Annotated in this window: 19 protein-coding genes; 14 read left to right on the top strand and 5 right to left on the bottom strand. The window is 60.8% G+C overall.

Translation table 11 applies throughout. The features are described from left to right. Positions 1–14 precede the first annotated feature (14 nt). Complete coding sequence (locus FHU12_RS17050; protein ID WP_141970739.1) at positions 15–800, bottom strand: helix-turn-helix transcriptional regulator; 786 nt, start codon at positions 798–800, stop codon at positions 15–17. A gap of 117 nt (positions 801–917) precedes the next feature. Here FHU12_RS17050 and FHU12_RS17045 point away from each other — a divergent pair, with 117 nt between their 5' ends. Then, a complete protein-coding gene (locus tag FHU12_RS17045) occupies positions 918–1,688 on the top strand; it encodes a class I SAM-dependent methyltransferase (RefSeq protein ID WP_141970737.1) in 771 nt (256 codons plus the stop codon). A 57-nt stretch (positions 1,689–1,745) separates the two neighbouring features. Here the strand turns inward: FHU12_RS17045 and aqpZ are convergent, their stop codons facing one another. Further along, on the bottom strand, positions 1,746–2,441 hold the full coding sequence (gene aqpZ, locus FHU12_RS17040; protein WP_033647364.1) for an aquaporin Z: 696 nt from the start codon (positions 2,439–2,441) through the stop codon (positions 1,746–1,748). Positions 2,442–2,866: 425 nt separating this feature from the next. On the opposite strand from aqpZ, the gene FHU12_RS17035 reads away from it, so the two are divergent. Further along, positions 2,867–4,228, top strand: coding sequence for an esterase-like activity of phytase family protein (locus FHU12_RS17035; protein ID WP_141970735.1), 1,362 nt, complete (start codon positions 2,867–2,869; stop codon positions 4,226–4,228). Positions 4,229–4,427: 199 nt separating this feature from the next. On the opposite strand, the gene FHU12_RS17025 is transcribed toward FHU12_RS17035, so the two are convergent. Then, entirely contained in the window at positions 4,428–5,603 is a 1,176-nt protein-coding gene (locus tag FHU12_RS17025; RefSeq protein WP_141970731.1) for a low temperature requirement protein A, read from the bottom strand. A 309-nt stretch (positions 5,604–5,912) separates the two neighbouring features. On the opposite strand from FHU12_RS17025, the gene FHU12_RS17020 reads away from it, so the two are divergent. Both FHU12_RS17020 and FHU12_RS17015 read left to right on the top strand, forming a co-directional pair. Beyond that, a complete protein-coding gene (locus FHU12_RS17020) occupies positions 5,913–6,197 on the top strand; it encodes a YdgH/BhsA/McbA-like domain containing protein (protein ID WP_019454243.1) in 285 nt (94 codons plus the stop codon). 240 nt (positions 6,198–6,437) lie between these two features. Next, complete coding sequence (locus FHU12_RS17015) at positions 6,438–6,995, top strand: class I SAM-dependent methyltransferase (RefSeq protein WP_025301715.1); 558 nt, start codon at positions 6,438–6,440, stop codon at positions 6,993–6,995. Here FHU12_RS17015 and FHU12_RS17010 read toward each other — a convergent pair whose 3' ends face one another. Next, positions 6,996–7,457, bottom strand: coding sequence for a GNAT family N-acetyltransferase (locus FHU12_RS17010; RefSeq protein WP_141970729.1), 462 nt, complete (start codon positions 7,455–7,457; stop codon positions 6,996–6,998). Positions 7,458–7,676: 219 nt separating this feature from the next. Here FHU12_RS17010 and FHU12_RS17005 point away from each other — a divergent pair, with 219 nt between their 5' ends. From FHU12_RS17005 to aroL, 4 genes are all read left to right on the top strand, one after another. Next, complete coding sequence (locus FHU12_RS17005) at positions 7,677–8,792, top strand: ABC transporter substrate-binding protein (RefSeq protein WP_141970727.1); 1,116 nt, start codon at positions 7,677–7,679, stop codon at positions 8,790–8,792. Continuing rightward, entirely contained in the window at positions 8,785–10,908 is a 2,124-nt protein-coding gene (locus FHU12_RS17000) for a TonB-dependent siderophore receptor (protein WP_141970724.1), read from the top strand. Before FHU12_RS17005 ends, FHU12_RS17000 begins: the two co-directional genes overlap by 8 nt. A 53-nt stretch (positions 10,909–10,961) precedes the next feature. Beyond that, entirely contained in the window at positions 10,962–11,480 is a 519-nt protein-coding gene (locus FHU12_RS16995) for a GNAT family N-acetyltransferase (RefSeq protein ID WP_089194342.1), read from the top strand. A 109-nt stretch (positions 11,481–11,589) separates the two neighbouring features. Continuing rightward, positions 11,590–12,114 (top strand): shikimate kinase AroL, encoded by a 525-nt coding sequence (aroL, locus tag FHU12_RS16990; RefSeq protein WP_033637260.1) that lies wholly within the window; start codon positions 11,590–11,592, stop codon positions 12,112–12,114. 36 nt (positions 12,115–12,150) lie between these two features. Here the strand turns inward: aroL and FHU12_RS16985 are convergent, their stop codons facing one another. Continuing rightward, entirely contained in the window at positions 12,151–12,894 is a 744-nt protein-coding gene (locus FHU12_RS16985; protein WP_141970722.1) for a helix-turn-helix domain-containing protein, read from the bottom strand. A 96-nt stretch (positions 12,895–12,990) separates the two neighbouring features. Between FHU12_RS16985 and FHU12_RS16980 the strand changes: the two genes are divergently transcribed. The 6 genes from FHU12_RS16980 (at position 12,991) to FHU12_RS16955 (ending at position 18,819) form a co-directional block, all read left to right on the top strand. Further along, positions 12,991–13,395 (top strand): nuclear transport factor 2 family protein, encoded by a 405-nt coding sequence (locus FHU12_RS16980; RefSeq protein ID WP_141970720.1) that lies wholly within the window; start codon positions 12,991–12,993, stop codon positions 13,393–13,395. A gap of 47 nt (positions 13,396–13,442) precedes the next feature. Continuing rightward, a complete protein-coding gene (locus tag FHU12_RS16975) occupies positions 13,443–13,643 on the top strand; it encodes a YaiA family protein (protein WP_046688340.1) in 201 nt (66 codons plus the stop codon). A 143-nt stretch (positions 13,644–13,786) separates the two neighbouring features. Next, positions 13,787–14,287: an RNA polymerase sigma factor gene (locus FHU12_RS16970; RefSeq protein ID WP_033642035.1), complete on the top strand. Its 501-nt coding sequence runs from the start codon at positions 13,787–13,789 to the stop codon at positions 14,285–14,287. Between the two features lie 76 nt (positions 14,288–14,363). Further along, positions 14,364–15,317, top strand: coding sequence for a FecR family protein (locus FHU12_RS16965; RefSeq protein ID WP_141970718.1), 954 nt, complete (start codon positions 14,364–14,366; stop codon positions 15,315–15,317). A 157-nt stretch (positions 15,318–15,474) separates the two neighbouring features. Continuing rightward, positions 15,475–18,174, top strand: a complete 2,700-nt coding sequence (locus tag FHU12_RS16960) for a TonB-dependent receptor (RefSeq protein WP_141970716.1) — start codon at positions 15,475–15,477, stop codon at positions 18,172–18,174. A 78-nt stretch (positions 18,175–18,252) separates the two neighbouring features. Beyond that, a complete protein-coding gene (locus FHU12_RS16955) occupies positions 18,253–18,819 on the top strand; it encodes a heme acquisition protein HasA (protein ID WP_033642038.1) in 567 nt (188 codons plus the stop codon). The last annotated feature ends 10 nt before the right edge of the window (positions 18,820–18,829 follow it).

The following is an 18,829-nucleotide window of genomic DNA, read 5'->3' as shown; positions in this document are numbered from 1 at the left end:
GAATTTGTTACCAATTACGGCAGCGGGATCAGCATCACCAGCTTCAGACCGCCGTGTTCCGCCGGGTGGAAGGTGAGCTGGCGATAGCGCAGCGCGCCTTGCTGAGGATGTTCGAACGCTCTTTCGCCGCCTTCGCGCGCCATCACGTCATGCTGTTTCCACCAGTGATTAAAGTCCGTGCTGTTGTGCGTCATGTTGCGCACGAAGGCGCGCATCTCTTCGGTGTTTTGATGATGGCTGGTCTCGGCGCGAAACTCGGCCACCACGCGGCGAGCGCGTTCCTGCCAATCGCTGACCAGCGTTTTTGCCAATGGGTGGAAGAACATAAAGTGCAGCAGGTTGGGGCTGCTGGCCACATCCAGCCAGCCGCTGAACAACGCCGCCGCCTGTGGGTTCCAGGCGACGACGTTCCAGGTCACGTCCAGCAGGTAGCAGGGCACCGTCATCTGGTGCACGCTCTGCAGCACCGCGTCATTGGCGGTTTCACGGTGCGTTTCCTGCTCGGGGTCGGCGATGCGCGCCAGGGTAAACAGGTAGTGGCGCTCTGCCGGGCCGAGCCGCAGCGCCTTGGCGATGCGTGCCAGCGTATAGGGGGAAATGGATACCTCGCGGCCCTGTTCGATCCAGGTATACCAGGTGGCGCTGATGCCGCTGATTTGCGCCAGTTCTTCGCGGCGCAGGCCGCTGGTGCGGCGGCGCGAAGAGCTGGGCAGGCCGATCATTTCCGGCGTGATGCGTTCGCGGTGCGTGCGCAGAAATGCGCCGAGGGCTTTTGGCCCGGATAAGGCTTCTGATGACATAGCATGGTACCTATTTATACCAGGATAACTGCTCATATTGTACCCGTATAGTAGCCTGATTATAGTAGCCAAAAGCCTTCAGGCACAGGCGCAAGCCGGATAATAACAGGAGCAAACATGAGCAACAGCAACAGCCATAAAAACGCGGTAGACCGGCAGTTCGGCGAGCAGGCCAACGCCTATTTGAGCAGTGCGGTGCATGCGCAGGGCAAGGATTTGCAACGTCTCGCGCAGTTACTGGCGCCGTATGCCGACGCACGCCTGCTCGATCTGGGCTGCGGCGCCGGGCACGCCAGCTTCACGGCGGCGGCCAGGGTGGCGCAGGTGGTGGCCTACGATCTGTCGGCGCAAATGTTGGCGGTGGTGAAGCAGGCGGCGGCGGAAAAAGGCCTGGGCAACATTCAGCCGCAGCAGGGCGTGGCGGAGTCTTTACCCTTTGAGGACGCCAGCTTCGATCTGGTCATCAGCCGCTATTCGGCGCACCACTGGCACGATGTCGGCCAGGCGCTGCGTGAGGTCAGGCGGGTACTCAAGCCGGGCGGCAGGGCGATCTTCATGGACGTGGTCTCGCCGGGGCATCCGCTGCTGGATATCTACCTGCAAACCGTGGAAGTGCTGCGCGACACCTCACACGTGCGCAACTATGCGCCGGGTGAGTGGCTGGCGTTATTGACCGAAGCCGGGCTGGTGGTGCGCGAGGTGACGTCGGATCGGTTGATGCTGGAGTTCGGCAGCTGGGTGGCGCGCATGCGCACGCCGGCGCATTTCGTTACCGCGATCCGCGCGCTGCAGCAAAGCGTGTCGGAAGAGGTGGCAGCGCACTTCGCCATTCAGCCGGACGGCTCCTTTACCAGCGATATCATGATGTTTGAAGTGACGAAAGGCTGAAAGCAACGGGGCAGCCGATGAAGGCTGCCCCGTGAAACGCGATCGACTGCGATACGCTTATTTTTTGTCTTCCAGCAGGCAGCGGTAGATCAGGCCGCCGATAATGCCGCCGACCAGCGGCACCAGCCAGAATACCCACAGCTGCTGCAGCGCCCAGGTGCCCTGGAAGATCGCTACGCCGGTGCTGCGCGCCGGGTTGACGGAGGTGTTGGTCACCGGGATGCTGATCAGGTGGATCAGGGTCAGCGTCAAGCCGATCGCCAGCGGGGCAAAGCCTGCCGGCGCGCGCTTGTCGGTTACGCCATGGATAACGATCAGGAAGAAGGCCGTCAGCACCAGCTCAATCACGATGGCTGATTGCAGAGAATAACCGCCCGGTGAGTGTTCGCCGTAACCGTTGGAGGCGAAACCGCCTGTGGTGGCGTCGAAACCGGCTTTGCCGCTGGCGATCAGATACAGCACCGCCGCTGCGGCGATACCGCCGATCACCTGTGCGATCACGTAAGGGATCACGTCTTTCGCCGCGAAACGGCCGCCGGCGAATAAGCCGACGGTGATCGCCGGGTTAAAGTGCCCGCCGGAAATATGGCCGACGGCATAGGCCATCGTCACCACGGTCAGACCGAAAGCGAGCGCGACGCCGAGGAAACCAATACCCAGTTGTGGGAATGCCGCTGCTAATACTGCGCTACCACAACCACCAAACACCAACCAAAATGTGCCAAAAAATTCAGCAAAAAGTCGCTTTGACATAGATTCCATCCTGCGGAATTGACTAACGGGCGTTAGCACTAAAAACTATAGAACAGCTTTTTCAGTTCATGCAGATATTCTATAGAATTTTCTTAATGCACCTTGAATAACGGCGGTATTAAATCCCCGGTATTTTATTTTGTCTATGAGAAAAACACCGTTTTTTGCCGTGCTGGCGCGCGTTTGCCGATTTTTTTATCTTTGCCATAAGAATTTACCCTAAGCGAAATGGCGGGCTATTTTCGGGCGATTTTTTCCAGTGGTTTTCTCCATTCAATATCCCCAGGTTAATTGCTAATTTCTATTTGCCAGCCAACCTATTGTCTATTTCACATTTGACGAATTGCCTGTTGTCATCTCAGTGTCATGCTAAATTAATATCTTCGTCTGCCTGATAACGCTTCATTCAACCTCGGGTAAAAACCATGAAAATAAAATCGCTCTCCCTGCTGTTGGCTTCACTGTTTCCTGTATTCACCTACGCTGCAGATATTGAGGTGGCGCGTTATGTGGTCGGCTTCCCCGGCGGGGAACACGTCGCCTATCAGGGGGCGTTCGCCAAGAATTTCCCGCAGGGGCTGCCGGTGGGGATCGGCTCCGGGTTGACGTTCAATAGCAAACAGGGCGACGCTCTGGTATTGACGACGCTGACCGATCGCGGCCCGAATGCCGATGCCCCTGCGGTGGGCAAGCAGGAGGCCAAGATTTTCGCCAATCCGCAATTCGTGCCTCTGTTGATGGACATTCGTATCGGCGGCGGCAAGGCCGTGGCCGAGAATGCACGGCCCTTGCATGACGAAAAAGGGCCGATTAGCGGGCTGCCGCTGCCGAGCGAGCTAATTGGCTCCACAAATGAAGTGGCGTTGAATGACGTGTTGCAGCCGCTGTCCGGCGATCGCCGCGGGTTGGATACCGAAGGCATTACCGGTGACGGCAACGGTGGCTATTGGCTGTGCGATGAGTACGGCCCGTTTCTGATCCATGTTGACGGCAAAGGTAAAATTCTCGCCAAATACGGCCCAACGCCGCAGGCCGGTGAGCAGGCGGTGGCGAGCGGGTTACCGAACATCTTGAAATGGCGCCAGCCTAACCGCGGTTTTGAGGGGCTGACCCGGATGCCGGATGGGCGCATTCTGGCGGCGGTGCAGAGCACGCTGGATGTCGATGGCAAAAGCAAAAACAAGGCGCAGTTTACCCGGCTGGTGAGTTTCGATCCGCGCAGTGGCAAAACCACCATGTACGGCTATCCCATCGATATCGACAGTTATAAAAAAGCCAAAGACGCCAAGATTGGCGATGTGGTGGCGTTGGACAATCAGCGCATCCTGTTGATTGAACAGGGAACCGGTAAAGATAAGACAATGATCAACAAGATCTATCTGGTGGATCTCGCGCAGGCCAGCGATCTGGGCGCGTTTGACGGCCAGGGTAAAGCGCTGGAGTTCGACGACGCGAAAGATCTCGCTAAGCGCGGCGTGAAGCTGGCGCAGAAACGGGAAGTGGCGGATTTGCGCCAGTTGGGCTGGCGCCAGGAGAAAGCGGAAGGGTTGGCGCTGATCGACGATCGCACGCTGGCGGTGATCAATGACAACGATTTCGGCCTGCAGGCCAAACTGGTGGATGCATCGCCAAAGAGCAAGAAAATCGGCGACTACCAGCTGGAGAAAGAAGGACGGCTGAGCCTCGACGGCGACAAGACCGACGCCCGTATCGAGTTGCGCCCGCTGGAGCAGCCGGAATCGCTGAGCGAGCTGTGGGTGCTCACCTTGCCGCACCCCTTGAAGTGACCGACAGTGGGGGCGATAGCGCCCCCGTCAGACCGTTGACAAAGGAGGATAAAACGTGGTTTTTCCTCCTTTGTGGCCATCAGCCGAAAATCAATAAATTGATTTTCCTTGTTTTTTATCCGCTGCTCTTTGCAAACCCGGCAATGGCATGAGGTTTGTCATCAATCTCACAGCGGGGGCGATAGCGCCCCCGTTTGTGTCAGGCTTCCGCCTGCCGCTGCGGTGCTCTGCCGCGCGAGATGCTCTCCCACGCCGCCACCACCACCATGATCAGCGTCGTCAGGCCATTGACCATCAGCAGATCGGTTAAATAGGCGATGGGGGCCAATACCGCCAGCGCCAGCAGCCCGACCAGGTGCGATAGCGGGAAGCGATGATACACCAGCCGTTTATACAGCGCGTTGGCGAACAGGTAGAGCGCCGGGCCGAGCAGCAACACCGCCGCCGTGGCGTGTTGGATGCGGCCGTCGGGATGGGCGATCACCAGCTCGTTGGCCACGGCGCAGACGATGATCGCCCCCACCAGCGCGACGTGCACGTAATGAAAATAAGCGCCCAGCTGGCCGGGGTTTTCCGCCTGGCTGATGGCGTGGCTGCCGGCTTTGCTGCTGGTGTCGAAGTAGACCCACCACATCGCCAGGCTGCCGAGAAAGGCCACCAGCGAAGCGATGAGCACCGGCAGGCTCCAGCTTTCCATCTCGCTCAGGGTGGCGCCGGTGATCAAAATGGTTTCCCCCAGCGCCACGATCACGAACAGCTGGCAGCGCTCCGCCAGATGGTGCCCCTCGATGGTCCATTCGCTGCTGCTGTCCGAACGCCCCAGCATCGGCAGCCGGAAGCCGAACATCGGCGAGACGTATTCGCACAGTACGGCGACCGCCCACAGCGCCAGGCGGACATTGCCTTCCGCCAGCCCGCCGGCGATCCAGAAGACGGCGGAGATGCACAGCCAGCCGAGAATGCGGTGAAAGTTTCGTTTTAACGGATGACCGGGCGCCAGCAGGCGCAGCACCGTGACGGAGCGCCCGACCTGAATGGCGACATAGAACAGCGCGAAGATCAGACCGCGCTCGCCAAACGCCTGCGGCAGCGCGGCGGCGGCGAACAGCCCCAGCAGCATGATAGCGAACAGCAGCAGGCGGATCTGACGGGTGTCGGGATTGAACCAGTTGGTGACCCAGGCGGTGTATTGCCAGGCCAGCCAGACGGCGAACCACAACAGCAGGGTTTCCAGCGCGCCGGTCAACGTCAGGTGATGCAACAGATAGTGGGAAAGTTGGGTCACGGCGAAAACGTAGATCAGATCGAACAGCAGTTCGGAGAATGAGACCGAAGCGCCCTGACCGTCACGTACGCGCAGCAGGTTTTGCGACATAAGCGTTCTTCCTTAAAAGGGTAAGCCACAAAATCAGCGTAGCTCAGCGCGCCCCGGCGGGTAAACAATCTTAAATAGCGGCGACACGCGTTCTTTCTTTCGCCCTGTCTTTAATTGTTCATCAAATAGGGGTAAGGTGAAGCCTGTAAAATCATTCTCGCCTGAAAATACATACTCGCTCTTACTTCCTCCTTATTCTCCTCACAATGATTGATGTTCTTTACGTTGCATGACGTCCGTTTTCATTGGCTAGCGGATAATTAACATCACTGACAACGAGCTAATAAACAAGAACACCTGGAGTCAATCATGAAACTTATCCCAAGCATCGCAGCAGTATTGATCGCCGCCGCTTCCTTCTCCACTTTCGCCGCGCCGCTGTCGTCGGTGAAACAGGTCAACAGCGAACAGGCCGCCAATCTGCAAAGCCTCGGCGTGGTGTCGGTTTCCGGCATTAGCGGCTCACCGCATGACGCCATTCACGCCCTGAAAGAAAAAGCCGCGGCGGACGGTGCCAGCCATTACCGCATTATCGGCCTGGACACCCCCGGGGACTCCAGTAACTGGCGCGGCAACGCGGAAATTTATCGCTAAGCGTTGATTGTTACTCTCTGGCCACGGCAACGTGGCCAATAAAATAAACGGTCGTAATAATTATCTGAACAGTCGGCGCATAAACGACTTATTTTCAGGTCATTATTACGACCGTTTTTCTTTGTGCCGTCGTGGCTGAGGTCGCATTTTATTACAACTGTGTCTGCCGCTTTCGGAATCATGTTAATGATTACTTAAGAAATTCGGCTCACATTGGGGGTTTAACCCAAGGAGGCCTCAATGTTAAATGCGACCCGGCTGCAACTGATGAATCACTTCGCTTACCTGCAGCAATTTATGGCTTCACCGCGCACCGTCGGTACGCTGGCGCCTTCTTCCCCGTGGCTGTGCCAGGCGATGCTGAACCAGATTGAATGGACCCGTGCGCTGTCGATCGCGGAGCTGGGCGCGGCGGACGGCGTACTGACCAAACGCATCCTGGGGCGGATGCGCGCCGATGCGGCGCTGGAGGCTTTCGAAATTCAACCGCATTTCGTGCATCGGCTGCGGGGAATAGACGATCGGCGGCTGCAGGTGATGCCCCATTCGGCGACCCAAATGGCCACGGATTACGATGTGGTGTTTTCCTGCCTGCCGCTGCTGTCGATCCCGGTCAGGATCAGCGTGCGCATTCTTCAGCAGGCCCGGCAGCGGCTGCTGGCGCGCAATGGCACGCTGGTGCTGTTCCAATACAGCCACCTGTCGGAAAAATTGCTGTCCCGCTATTTTCACTGGAAGCGCCTGCGGGTGGTGCGCAACTTCCCGCCGGCGCTGGTGTATGTCTGTACGCCGCGTTAACTACAGCGTTTTCGCCATCACCACCACGTCTTCGTCATGCTGTCGCCGGCGCTCCAGAGGTTGCCAACCCCAGCCGGCATACAGCGCTTCCGACTTGTCGGTGATGAGATGCAAGACCGAATGATGGCGCTGCCGCGCCGCTTCGACGATGGCCATCTCCAGGCGATGGGCGATGCCCTGGCGGCGATGGTCGGGATGTACGAAAACGCCGGCCAGCCACGGGGTGAGATCCTGGCGCTGATGATCGTCGCTGGGCCACAGGCTGGCCATGCCCACCGGGCGATCGCCGTCGATCATCATCAGCGTCAGGAGATCGTCGCTTGGCCGGCTGCATTGGGTGAAACGCAGCTGGGTGCGTTCCAGCGTGCCGCCGCGTTGTGAACCCCACTGGCCGAAGGCCCAGGCGGCGCACACGTCGACAAACTGCGGGCACTCCGACAGCGGAATAATGCGTTGAGTCATGGAGGTCTCCCGGTTTTTTTGCTGTTTCCCCCTCCTATTTAATCGATTTTTCCGCCATTTTTTTAACTTTTTAAAGCCGCTCTTTTAGCGGTTTCGCCATGTTTCGCCGTGCGCCCGGCGCCATTTACCGGATTTCTTTTGGCAATCACCGTGCAGGATTGCAAGTGCTAATGAGAGTGATTATCATGCGCACACTATTTCCCCCGTGCCGGCTCAATCATGCGCAATTCCCTCATTTTACTGCTGCTTTCCCTGTGGTTCAGCCTGTTCTCCGCTCAGGCGAAGACGGTGACCGATATCACCGGCCGCCAGGTCGTGGTGCCGGACAACCCGCAGCGCATCGTGGTGGGGGAGAGCCGCATGCTGTATACGCTGGCCCTGCTGGAGCCGGGCAACCCGGCGCAGCGCATCGTCGGCTGGCCGGCAGATCTGGCGCGGTTCGATGCGCAAAGCTGGCAGCTCTATACGCAGAAGTTCCCGCAGATCGCCGCGATCTCCGTGATCAGCGGCAATAACTTCCGCCAGGTCAATATTGAAAGCCTGCTGCAGCTGAAGCCGGATCTGGTGATCCTGGCGCGCTACGCGCGTGAAGACGGCGACAACGATCTGCTGGTTTCCGCGCTGAACAAGGCCGGCGTGGCGGTGATCTACGTCGATCTGCGTATCGATCTGCTGAACAACACCGTGCCGAGCGTGCGGCTGCTGGGCGAAGTGCTCAACCGCCAGCAGCGCGCCGAGCAATTCATCACGTTTTATCAGCAGCATATGGCGGTGGTTCAGCAACGGCTGGCGGGCTATCAGGGGCCGAAGCCCAAAGTGATGCTGCACCTGCATCTGGGGCGGCGCGACACCTGCTGCACCACCGCCGCACACGGCAATCTCGGCGATCTGCTGACTTTTGCCGGCGGCGACAACATCGCCAACGCCAGCGTCAAAGGCGTGTATGGCGAACTGAACCCGGAAACTATTCTGAGCGCCAATCCTGATGTGTACCTCGCCACCGGCATGGCCGGCCCGCAGGGCAAACGGCTGTCCGATCTGCGCCTCGGGCCGCAGGTCAGCCCACAGGAGGCGGCCGACAGCTTCCGCCGGCTGATCGCCACGCAGCCGATGCTGGCCAGCCTGCAGGCGGTGAAGCATCACCGCGCGTGGAGCGTCTGGCACAACTTTTACCTCAGCCCGTACCACGTGGTGCTGGTCGAGATGTTCGCCAAAGCGTTTTACCCGGATCTGTTCGCCGACATTAACCCGCAGCAGACCTTCCAACAGCTGTATCAGCAGTTTTTGCCGTTACCTTTTTCAGGGACCTATTGGAGTCAGTTAGATAATGAATAACAACAAGCGCGGCTGGTGGTGCGCATTGCCTTTGGCGGTCTGCGCAACATCGCCGACGTGGGCGGCGGAAAAAGCCGCGTCGAAGGAAGAAAGTCTGGTGGTGATTGGCCGCAAAGACGCCGACGGCGTGCAGAGCTATCAACCATTGACCAGCGTCACCGGCACCCGCAGCGAAGCCAACCTGCTGAACGTGCCGCAGGCGATAGACGTGGTGCCGCAACAGGTGATTACCGATCAGGCGGTCAGCAGCCTGGACGAAGCGCTGTACAACGTCAGCGGCATTACCCAGGCCAACACGCTGGGCGGCACCCAGGACGCGGTAATGAAACGCGGCTTTGGCGACAACCGCGACGGCTCTATTCTGCGCGATGGCGTGCGTTCGGTGCAGGCGCGCAACTTTACGCCGACCACCGAGCGGGTAGAGGTGCTCAAGGGGCCGGCCTCAATGCTGTACGGCATGGGTGAGCCGGGCGGGATGATCAACATGATCACCAAAAAACCCCAGTTGCAGCAGCACACCCATGTGGAAGGCTGGGGCAGCAGCTTCAACGGCGGCGGCGGTCAGCTCGACGTTACCGGGCCGCTCGGCACGTCGGGCTTCGCCTATCGCATGATCGTCGATCACGATGAAACCGACTACTGGCGCAACTTCGGCCGCAACCGCCAGACGGTGATCGCGCCCTCGCTGATGTGGTATGGCGAGAACACCACCGTGCGGCTGGCTTACGAGCATATGGAATATCTGGTGCCGTTCGATCGCGGCACCATTATCGATTCGCGCACCGGCAAACCGGTGAATACGCCGCGCGATCGCCGTTTCGACGAAGCCTATAACGCCACCCGCGGCGATCAGGACAGCGTCACTCTGCAGATCGATCAAACGCTCAACGAGCGCTGGAAAAGCTCGCTGACCTACGCCTACAGCCGCAACAGCTACAGTGACAACCAGGCGCGCGCCACGGCGCTGAACCCGGTGACCGGCGTGTTGAGCCGCCAGGCCGACTCGACCGCCCATGCTGTCAGCCACGCCAACGCGGTGCAGCTGACGCTCAATGGTGACGTGGATTGGGGCAGCATCAACCACCAGATGCTGTTCGGCTTCGATTTTGAAGATAACCGTACCTACCGCGGCGACATGATCCGCGGTAAAAAGAACAGCGATTTCAATATCTATCATCCGGTATACGGCCTGATGCCGCCGTCGACCGCGGTCAGCGCCAAAGACAGCGACCAGCGGGAAAACCTCACCAGCTACGGCTGGTTTATGCAGGACTCCATCCAACTGACCGATAAATGGCTGGTAATGGGCGGGCTGCGTTACGACGCTTTCGACGTCTATGCCGGCAAGGGGCGGCCGTTCCAGACCAACACCGACAGTTCGGACGGCAAGCTGGTGCCGCGCGCCGGGGTGGTCTACAAGCTGACGCCTTACGTGTCGCTGTACAGCAGCTATACCGAGTCGTTCAAGCCGAACTCTTCCATCGCCACCCAAATTGATTCGCTGCCGCCGGAGCAGGGCAAGTCGTGGGAAGTCGGCGGCAAGCTGGCGTTGCCGAACGGCGTTACCGGCACTTTGGCGCTGTTCGACATCACCAAGCGTAACGTCATGGTCAATGAGCTGGTGGAGGGCGAAACCGTGACGCGCACCGCCGGGCGCGTGCGTTCGCAGGGCGTGGAGCTGGACGTGGCCGGTAATCTCACCGACTCGCTGAGCCTGATCGGTTCCTATGCGTATACCGACGCCCGCGTGGTGGACGATCCGGATAACAAGGGGAAAGAGATGACCAACGTGGCGCGTCATACCGCCTCGCTGTTCCTGACCCAGAACCTGGGCAGCCTGGGCCTCTACAGCGGCGATGAGGTGCGCATTGGTGCCGGCGCGCGCTACGTGGGCCGTCGCCCGGGCGATGCCGCCAACAGTTTCTCCCTGGATAATTACACCGTTGCCGATGCGTTCGCCGCTTACACCATGCCGATCAACGGCTATCGGGTGAAATGGCAGCTGAACGTGAAGAACCTGTTTGATAAAACTTACTACCCGTCCAGCGGCGGTAATTTGCGCGTGGCGGTGGGGGAACCGCGTGAGGTGGTGCTGCGCGGCAGTATCGATTTCTAAGCCACGGGCGGTGAAATTTGCTTAAATAACCGCCCCAACGTTAAGGAGAACCCATGAGCCTGCAGATTCGTTTGGCGCAGCAGCAAGATATCGTGCATCTGATGGCGGTTGAACGTTCGGCGGCGCAGCTGTTTCGCCAGCAGCCGGAATGGCGCTTTATCGCCGAAGGCGAGGTGATGGCCCCGCAGCAGCACGCCGCATTTATCGCCGAGCACCGTGAATGGCTGGCGCAAAGCGACAACGGCGAGTGCGCCGGTTTTATCGCCGTGCAGGTTCAGGGGGACGATTGGCACATCGCCGAATTGTCGGTCGCCGGCACCTGGCAGCGGCAGGGCGTCGGCCGTCGCCTGATCGGCGCGGTGGCGGAAGAGGCCAAACGGCAGGGGGCCGGCCGCCTGACGCTCACTACCTTCATCGAGGTGCCGTGGAATGCGCCTTACTACCGGCGGCTGGGATTCCGGCCGCTTGACGACGCGCGGCTCACGACCGCTTTACGGCGGCACCTGGATGAGGATCTGGCGCACGGCTTTGCCGTCGGCAGTCGCTGTGCTATGGAATTTACACTATCGTAAATATTGAAATACAGAGCGGGCAGGGTATGATGCTGCCACCACGTCATCGCACCCGCTCGGTATTTTGGTATGCAATGCACTCAAGTCACCGCATAAGGGACAACCCGTAATGACACAAACCCTGTTCATGATAGGCGCTCGCGGAGCCGGCAAGACGACGGTAGGCAGCGCATTGGCGCTGGCGTTGGGCTATCAGTTCGTCGATACCGATCTGTTTATGCAGCAGGCGGCGCAGATGAGCGTGGCGGAAATGGTCGAGCGCGAGGGCTGGCTGGGGTTCCGCCGCCGCGAGACCATCGCGTTGCAAACCGTGACCAAGCCGTCAACTATAGTTGCCACTGGCGGCGGTGCGATCCTGGCGGAAGAGAATCGTCAGTTTATGCGCCAGCATGGCACCGTTATCTACCTGCGCGCGCCGGCCAGCGTGTTGGCGCAGCGGTTGGAAGAGTATCCGGAAGATGCGCAGCGCCCGACGCTCACCGGCAGGCCGATCGCCGAAGAGATGCTCGAGGTGCTGGCGGCGCGCGAAGCACTGTATCAGGACGCCGCGCATTACGTGATAGACGGCGCCGCCGATCCACAGCGGGTGGTGGAACAAATCCTCGCGGTGCTGCCGCGTGAGACGGTGAAGTAACCCTTTCTTCTCGTCGGGCGCTGGGCGCCCGTTTTCCTATTCCGTTTGCCGAGCCGGCGCAAAGTACGCCCCGGGCGTGACGCCGAAGCGGCGGCGAAAGGCGGCGATATAGGCGCTGACGTTGTCATAGCCACAGGCGTCGGCCACCTCGCCGACCGCTGCGCCGCGTGATAATCCCTCCAGTGAACGCAATACCCGCGCCTGCTGGCGCCACAGCGCAAAGCTGATGCCGGTTTCCTGCTGAAAGCGGCGGCTCAGGGTGCGCGGGCTGAGCCCGGCCCAGGCGGCCCAGTCGCGCTGGCTGCGCAGGCTGGCGGGATCGTTCAGCAGCGCCCGGGCGATGTTCAGCAACCGGGCGTCCTGCGGCAGCGGCAATTGCAACGGCGCGCGGCTTGCCGCATGCATTTCGTCCAGCAGCACCTGCAGTAGCCGCCGTTGCGGCGCACTCAGCGGGCCGGCGGGGAACTGCGCGATGCGCTCCACCAGGGCCTGCAACAGCGCAGAGGCCGTGAACAACTGCGGCTGCGGCGGCATCTCCGGCACGCTTTCCACCGGCAGATACAAACTCCAGCCCGCCACGTCGCCGCAGGCCAGCGCCTGATGGGCGCATCCCGGCGGCAGCCAGCCCAGCGTACCGCCGGTGATCGCCCATTGCCGGCCCGGGAGTTCCATGGCCAGCATGCCGCGCGTCAAGAGATAGATCTGGCCGCCTTCGTGTCGGTGCCAGGGCGTCAGGTGTTTTTTTTCATGCTGAAGGCGTTGGCTGCGGATCTGCGTCATATTGGCCGTTTAGCGTTATTAAAAGTCTTTATGTGGTTATTATGCCATCGCCTGGCCGAGATAGGATCGCCGTTCACCCTATTTCGGAGAAACGTGATGACTCAACTTACCCCACTGAATCTGGTACTCGATACGCTGCAGCAGGTTGTCGCCAGCCCGGAACATCGGCCGACGCAGCTCGCCGCCCGTTTCAGCGCAGGCTACCGCCAGCAGGTGGATGGCAAGGTGCTGAACTTCGAACAGTTTGAACAACACATGGCGCTGCTGAAGCGGCAAACTCGCCGCATGACGCTGAGCGTGATCGCGGCGGCGGCGCAGGGCGAGGCGGTGCTGACCCACCATCTGGTCGAGGTGGAAAAGCGCGATGGCTCCTGCAGCCGTGTGCGGGTGCTGGCGCACTTCACCGTGCGTGAAGGCCGCATTTGCGCCTGCGACGAATTGACCGAACTGTTGGCGGGCGCCCCCGGCGATCGCGATCTTGGCTCGCGCGTGTCGGAATGAGGGCGGCTGCTATACTTGCTACTGTGTGAAACACACGGGAGAACGGCATGCGCGAAAATGATCAACCTGCTTATCCACGGAGCGCCCGCGTCGTAGAGGTGTTTCGGGGCGACCCGAGTCTGCATCTGCGCCGTTTTGAAGTGCGCACCGACGACATTGAGCCGAATACGCTGCTCAGTGAACATGAAACCGAGCAGGAAGCGCTCGACGCCAAGCACCGCTATGAGGACGAGGCGTTAGAGCTCTGACCTGCAGCCCAGCGGAAACCGGCGTCAGGCCGGTTTCCTGTTATTCCCGCCTTAGCACATATTTCCCAGAACAATATTGATAATGATAATCATTTATGTGATTTTTATCGCCCCTATTGGGTGTTTCACTTCTGGGAAAAGAGATGTCCAATTCCGAGTTGCAGGCGCTATTTCTGCGCCACATGCGGCCGCTGCAAGCCTATTTGAATGCTAAACTGCGCGACCCTCAGCTGGCCGCGGATTTGGCGCAGGAAAGTTTTACCCGCCTCACCGAGCAATACCCGCAGGGCAATATTCTCGATATCGAGGCCTACCTGTATAAAACCGCCAAAAATCTGATGCTCGACCATCTGCGGCAGCAGCAGCGGCGGCAAACCGAAGCGGTAGAAGACGACATTCTGGCGCAGTACCCCTCCGGCGAACCGGCGCTCGAACAGCGGGCGATCGATGGCCAACTGCTGCAGCTGTTGCAACAGGCGTTGGCGGGCATGCCGCCGCGCACGCAGCAGATTTTCCGCCTTAACCGGCTCGATGGCTTGACCCAGGCGCAGGTGGCGACGCAGCTGGGGGTGTCGCTCAGCACGGTGGAGAAACACTTGGCCAGCGCGCTGGAGCGGCTGATGGCGCGGATGGGCGAACAATAATGGCAATTTTTTTACGGGTTTATCCGCCCTCAGACGTCTTAACCTATAACCAGAAAAAACAGGGGTCTACGTCATCATGAAACCGCTAACCGCACAGGTGCGACAGCAGGCGGCGGCCTGGGCCGTATGCCTGGCCGAAGGGGCGCTGCCCGACGATCGGCGGCAAGCGCTGGACGCCTGGCTGGCCGATGATCCGCAGCATCCGGCGGCGCTGCGTCAGGCTCGCCTGCTTTGGGCGACGCTGGGGCAGCTGCCGCCAGAGCAGCGGCAGGCGTTACAGCCGCAGGTGGCGGCGCTGAAAACGCCCTCTCGCCATCGATGGCCCCGCTGGGCGGTGGCGGCTGCGGTGGCGATCGCCGTTTCCTTCGGCGTTTATCGTGGGCCGGATCTGTGGATCGGCCTGCAGGCGGATTATCAAACCGTTCGCGGCGAGGTGCGCGAAGTCGCGCTGCCGGACGGCAGCCGGGTGGCGCTGGACAGCGGCAGCGCGATCGCGCTGGCGTATTCTGCAGACGAGCGCAAGGTGCGGCTGCTGCGCGGTACCGCCTATTTTATCGTCGCGCCGCTGGGCGGGGCGGAACGTCGCCCGTTCAGGGTGGAGGCGGAAAACGGCGTTACGCAGGCGCTGGGCACCGAGTTCAGCGTGGCGCGCACCGGGCAGGGCGTAGACGTCAGCGTGCATCAGCACAGCGTGCGGGTGACGCTCGAGCGCGGCGAGCGCTCGCTGGTGGTCGCGCAACGTCAGGCGGCGCATTACCGCAGCGGCCTGCTGTGGCTGACGAGGCAAACGGCCGGCGATGACGCCTGGCGGCGCGGCTGGCTGGTGATCGACCGCCAACCGCTGACGCAGGCGCTCGCGCAGCTCAATCGCTATCGCGAAACCCGCATCGTGGCGGTCAATCCCGCGCTAAGAGCGCGCACGGTGAGCGGCGTGTTCGCGCTCAATAAACTCGACGACGGCGTCGGCGCCATTCGTCAGGAACTCTCCGCCCGCCAACTGAATCTCCCCGGCATCACATTGCTTTACTGAGCGGCTAAAGGCGGGCCGGGATGCCCGTTTCGCCGCTATTTTCACTTTCTGTAAAAAATCTTTACGGGTTTTTGCCTCCCGGAACGTCCTTATGTTTAAACGAGATTGATTTCCATTATCACTTAGTTTGGCATTCTTTCGGGTGGAACACACACGCATGTTTATTCACAAGGGAACCACGCCGGCCGGCCGATTGGCCACGGCGATACGCGCCGCGCTGGCGGCGATGATGCTGACTCAGCCGGCGGTAGCGCTCGACGCCCAGGCTGATGCGAGCAGCGCGCAGGCCGCACAGCAAAAGAATTTCAACATTGCGGCGCAGCCGCTGCAGAGCGCCATGTTGCGCTTCGCCGAGCAGGCCGATATGCAGGTATTTTTCGACGAGGTGAAGCTCGACGGCATGCAGGCGGCGGCGCTGAACGGCAGCATGAGCGTTGAACAGGGCCTGCGGCGCTTGATTGGCGACAATCCGGTGGCTTTCCGCCTGCAGCCGCAGGGGCAGATCGTATTGAGCCGGTTGCCAGCGGCAAACGGCGACGGTGGCGCGCTGGCGCTGGACAGCCTGACGGTGCTGGGCGCCGGCGGCATCAACGCCAACGATTGGGTTTACGACGAACCGCGCTCGGTCAGCGTCATCAGCCGCGAACAGATGGACAACCGCCCGGCGCGGCACGCGGCCGATATTCTGGAGCAGACTACGGGGGCCTATTCCAGCGTCAGCCAGCAAGATCCGGCGCTGTCGGTCAACATCCGCGGCATACAAGACTATGGCCGGGTGAACATGAATATCGACGGCATGCGGCAGAATTTTCAAAAGAGCGGCCATGGCCAGCGTAATGGCACCATGTACATCGATTCCGAACTGCTGTCCGGCGTGACCATCGACAAGGGCACCACCGGCGGCATGGGCAGCGCCGGCACGCTCGGCGGCATCGCCACCTTCAATACCGTCAGCGCGAGCGATTTCCTGGCGCCGGGCAAAGAGCTGGGCGGCAAGCTGCACGCCAGCACCGGCGATAACGGCACCCACTTCATCGGCAGCGGCATACTGGCATTGGGCAACGAAACCGGCGATATCCTGCTGGCCGCCAGCGAACGCCACCTCGGCGACTATTGGCCCGGCAACAAGGGCGATATCGGTAACATTCGTATCAATAATGACACCGGCAATTACGATCGCTACGCCGAGAGCATCAAGAACAACAAAATCCCCGACACCAATTACCGCATGCACTCGCGGCTGGCCAAGGTGGGCTGGAATCTGCCCGCCAATCAGCGCCTGCAGCTGAGCTATCTGCAGACCCAGACCGCGTCGCCGATCGCCGGCACGCTGACCAACCTGGGCACTCGCCCACCCTATGAACTGGGCTGGAAGCGCACCGGTTACAGCGACGTGATGGCGCGCAACGCGGCGTTTGATTACAGCCTGGCGCCGGAAGGCGTCGACTGGCTCGATTTTCAGGCCAAGCTGTATTACGTCGATACTCAGGACGACAGCGACACCTACAGCACCAGCTCGCTGCTGGACAACGGCTACGCGACGCGTACCCGGCTGCGTACCTACGGCGCGCAGGCGCAAAACACCTCGCGCTTCAGCCTGGCGCCGGGGCATGACTTCCGCGCCAACTACGGGCTGGAGTTCTATTACGACAAGGCGACCAGCGACTCTTCTCGTCAGGGCATGGAAGGGGTGACGCCGGCCGGCAATCGTTCGGTCGCCAGCCTGTTCGCCAACCTGACCTACGACTACGACGGCTGGCTGACGTTGGAGGGCGGGCTGCGTTACGACCGCTATCGCCTGCGCGGCCAGACCGGCCTGAGCTATCCGGATTTGGCCAAGGATGGGCAACGCTACACGATTGACAATCCTTGCAAAGCGCTGCGTCTGACCGGCTGTTCAACCACCACCCGCGAAGATTGGGCGGTTGACCGCGATCAGGGCAAGCTGTCGCCGACGCTGGCGGTGGCGGTGCGCCCCGGCGTGGAGTGGCTGGAGCTGTATACCACCTACGGCAAATCCTGGCGGCCACCGGCGATCACCGAAACGCTGACCAACGGCAGCGCGCACGGCTCCTCCACGCAATACCCCAACCCGTTTCTGCAGCCCGAGCGCTCGCGCGCCTGGGAAGTCGGGTTCAACGTGCAGCAGCCGGATCTGTGGTTTGAGGGCGATCGGCTGGTGGCCAAGGTGGCCTACTTCGACACCAAAGTGGATAACTACATCAACCTGGCGATAGACCGCAATAAACCGGGGCTGGTGCAGCCGAGCATCGGCAATGCCGCTTACGTCAACAACCTGTCGAAAACCCGCTTCCGCGGGCTGGAGTACCAGCTCAACTATGACGCCGGGGTGTTCTACGCCGATCTGACCTACACCCACATGATCGGCAAAAACGAGTTCTGCTCGAACAAAGCCTGGCTGGGAGGACGCCTGCGCTATGGCGACGGTTCGCGCCGCGGCAACTTCTATGTTGAACCGGATGCCGCGTCCAATGATGCCGTCACGTGCGACGGGGGCTCGCAGTTCGGCACTGCCGCCTATCTGCCGGGCGATCGCGGCTCGGTCACGCTGGGCGGCCGCGCCTTCGATCGCAAGCTGGACGCCGGGGTGACCGTGCGCTTCGCGCCGGGCTATCAGGACAGTTCGGTGCCGTCCAACTACCCGTACCTGGCCGACTGGCCGAAGTACACCCTGTTCGATCTGTACGCCAGCTACAAACTGACCGACAGCCTGACGCTGCGCGGCTCGGTGGAGAACCTGACCAACCGCGCCTACGTCGTCAGCTACGGCGAGACGCTGGCCAATACCCTGGGGCGCGGCCGCACCGTGCAGGGCGGGGTGGAATACCGTTTTTAAGCAGTAAAAGGGCGTTGCTCATTCTTGAGCACAAGGGCGGCCTCGCAAGGGGCGCCATTCATCAATGGAGATAGAGAAATGGCATTTTCAGTCAACTATGACAGCAGCTTCGGCAGCTACAGCATCCATAACTATCTGAACGAGTGGGCGTCGTCATTTGGCGATATCAACCACACCAACGGTAACGTCACCGACTCCAACAGCGGCGGCTTCTATGGCGGCAGCCTGTCCGGCAGCCAATACGCTGTGACCAGCACCGCCAACAACGTTACCTCGTTCGTGGCGGGCGGCAACCTGACCTACACCTTGTTCAATGCCCCGGCGCACACCCTGTATGGCCAGCTGGATTCGCTGTCGTTCGGCGACGGCCTGAACGGCGGCGGCTCCACGCCGTACAACATCCAGGTGCCTGACGTCAGCTTCGGCGGCCTGAACCTCAGCAGCCTGCAGGCGCAGGGCCACGATGGCGTGGTGCACCAGGTAGTGTACGGCCTGATGTCCGGCGATACCGGCGCGCTGGAAACCGCGCTGAACGGCATCCTCGACGACTACGGCCTGAGCGTCAATTCCACCTTCGATCAGGTGGCGGCGGCGACGGCGGTGGGCGTGCAGCATGCCGACAGCCCGGAACTGCTGGCGGCCTGATCGCGGCCGT

The sequence above is a fragment of the Serratia marcescens genome, from assembly GCF_006715005.1.
GTDB lineage: Bacteria > Pseudomonadota > Gammaproteobacteria > Enterobacterales > Enterobacteriaceae > Serratia > Serratia montpellierensis.
Note: the sequence above shows the minus strand (reverse complement) of the source record. Positions and strands in the feature narration are given on the sequence as shown.

What these genes read in the sequence shown, in the direction of transcription:
- FHU12_RS17050 (WP_141970739.1), bottom strand. Translation starts at nt 800, where the DNA reads ATGTCATCAGAAGCCTTATCCGGGCCAAAAGCCCTCGGCGCATTTCTG.
- FHU12_RS17045 (WP_141970737.1), top strand. Translation starts at nt 918, where the DNA reads ATGAGCAACAGCAACAGCCATAAAAACGCGGTAGACCGGCAGTTCGGC.
- aqpZ (WP_033647364.1), bottom strand. Translation starts at nt 2,441, where the DNA reads ATGTCAAAGCGACTTTTTGCTGAATTTTTTGGCACATTTTGGTTGGTG.
- FHU12_RS17035 (WP_141970735.1), top strand. Translation starts at nt 2,867, where the DNA reads ATGAAAATAAAATCGCTCTCCCTGCTGTTGGCTTCACTGTTTCCTGTA.
- FHU12_RS17025 (WP_141970731.1), bottom strand. Translation starts at nt 5,603, where the DNA reads ATGTCGCAAAACCTGCTGCGCGTACGTGACGGTCAGGGCGCTTCGGTC.
- FHU12_RS17020 (WP_019454243.1), top strand. Translation starts at nt 5,913, where the DNA reads ATGAAACTTATCCCAAGCATCGCAGCAGTATTGATCGCCGCCGCTTCC.
- FHU12_RS17015 (WP_025301715.1), top strand. Translation starts at nt 6,438, where the DNA reads ATGTTAAATGCGACCCGGCTGCAACTGATGAATCACTTCGCTTACCTG.
- FHU12_RS17010 (WP_141970729.1), bottom strand. Translation starts at nt 7,457, where the DNA reads ATGACTCAACGCATTATTCCGCTGTCGGAGTGCCCGCAGTTTGTCGAC.
- FHU12_RS17005 (WP_141970727.1), top strand. Translation starts at nt 7,677, where the DNA reads ATGCGCAATTCCCTCATTTTACTGCTGCTTTCCCTGTGGTTCAGCCTG.
- FHU12_RS17000 (WP_141970724.1), top strand. Translation starts at nt 8,785, where the DNA reads ATGAATAACAACAAGCGCGGCTGGTGGTGCGCATTGCCTTTGGCGGTC.
- FHU12_RS16995 (WP_089194342.1), top strand. Translation starts at nt 10,962, where the DNA reads ATGAGCCTGCAGATTCGTTTGGCGCAGCAGCAAGATATCGTGCATCTG.
- aroL (WP_033637260.1), top strand. Translation starts at nt 11,590, where the DNA reads ATGACACAAACCCTGTTCATGATAGGCGCTCGCGGAGCCGGCAAGACG.
- FHU12_RS16985 (WP_141970722.1), bottom strand. Translation starts at nt 12,894, where the DNA reads ATGACGCAGATCCGCAGCCAACGCCTTCAGCATGAAAAAAAACACCTG.
- FHU12_RS16980 (WP_141970720.1), top strand. Translation starts at nt 12,991, where the DNA reads ATGACTCAACTTACCCCACTGAATCTGGTACTCGATACGCTGCAGCAG.
- FHU12_RS16975 (WP_046688340.1), top strand. Translation starts at nt 13,443, where the DNA reads ATGCGCGAAAATGATCAACCTGCTTATCCACGGAGCGCCCGCGTCGTA.
- FHU12_RS16970 (WP_033642035.1), top strand. Translation starts at nt 13,787, where the DNA reads ATGTCCAATTCCGAGTTGCAGGCGCTATTTCTGCGCCACATGCGGCCG.
- FHU12_RS16965 (WP_141970718.1), top strand. Translation starts at nt 14,364, where the DNA reads ATGAAACCGCTAACCGCACAGGTGCGACAGCAGGCGGCGGCCTGGGCC.
- FHU12_RS16960 (WP_141970716.1), top strand. Translation starts at nt 15,475, where the DNA reads ATGTTTATTCACAAGGGAACCACGCCGGCCGGCCGATTGGCCACGGCG.
- FHU12_RS16955 (WP_033642038.1), top strand. Translation starts at nt 18,253, where the DNA reads ATGGCATTTTCAGTCAACTATGACAGCAGCTTCGGCAGCTACAGCATC.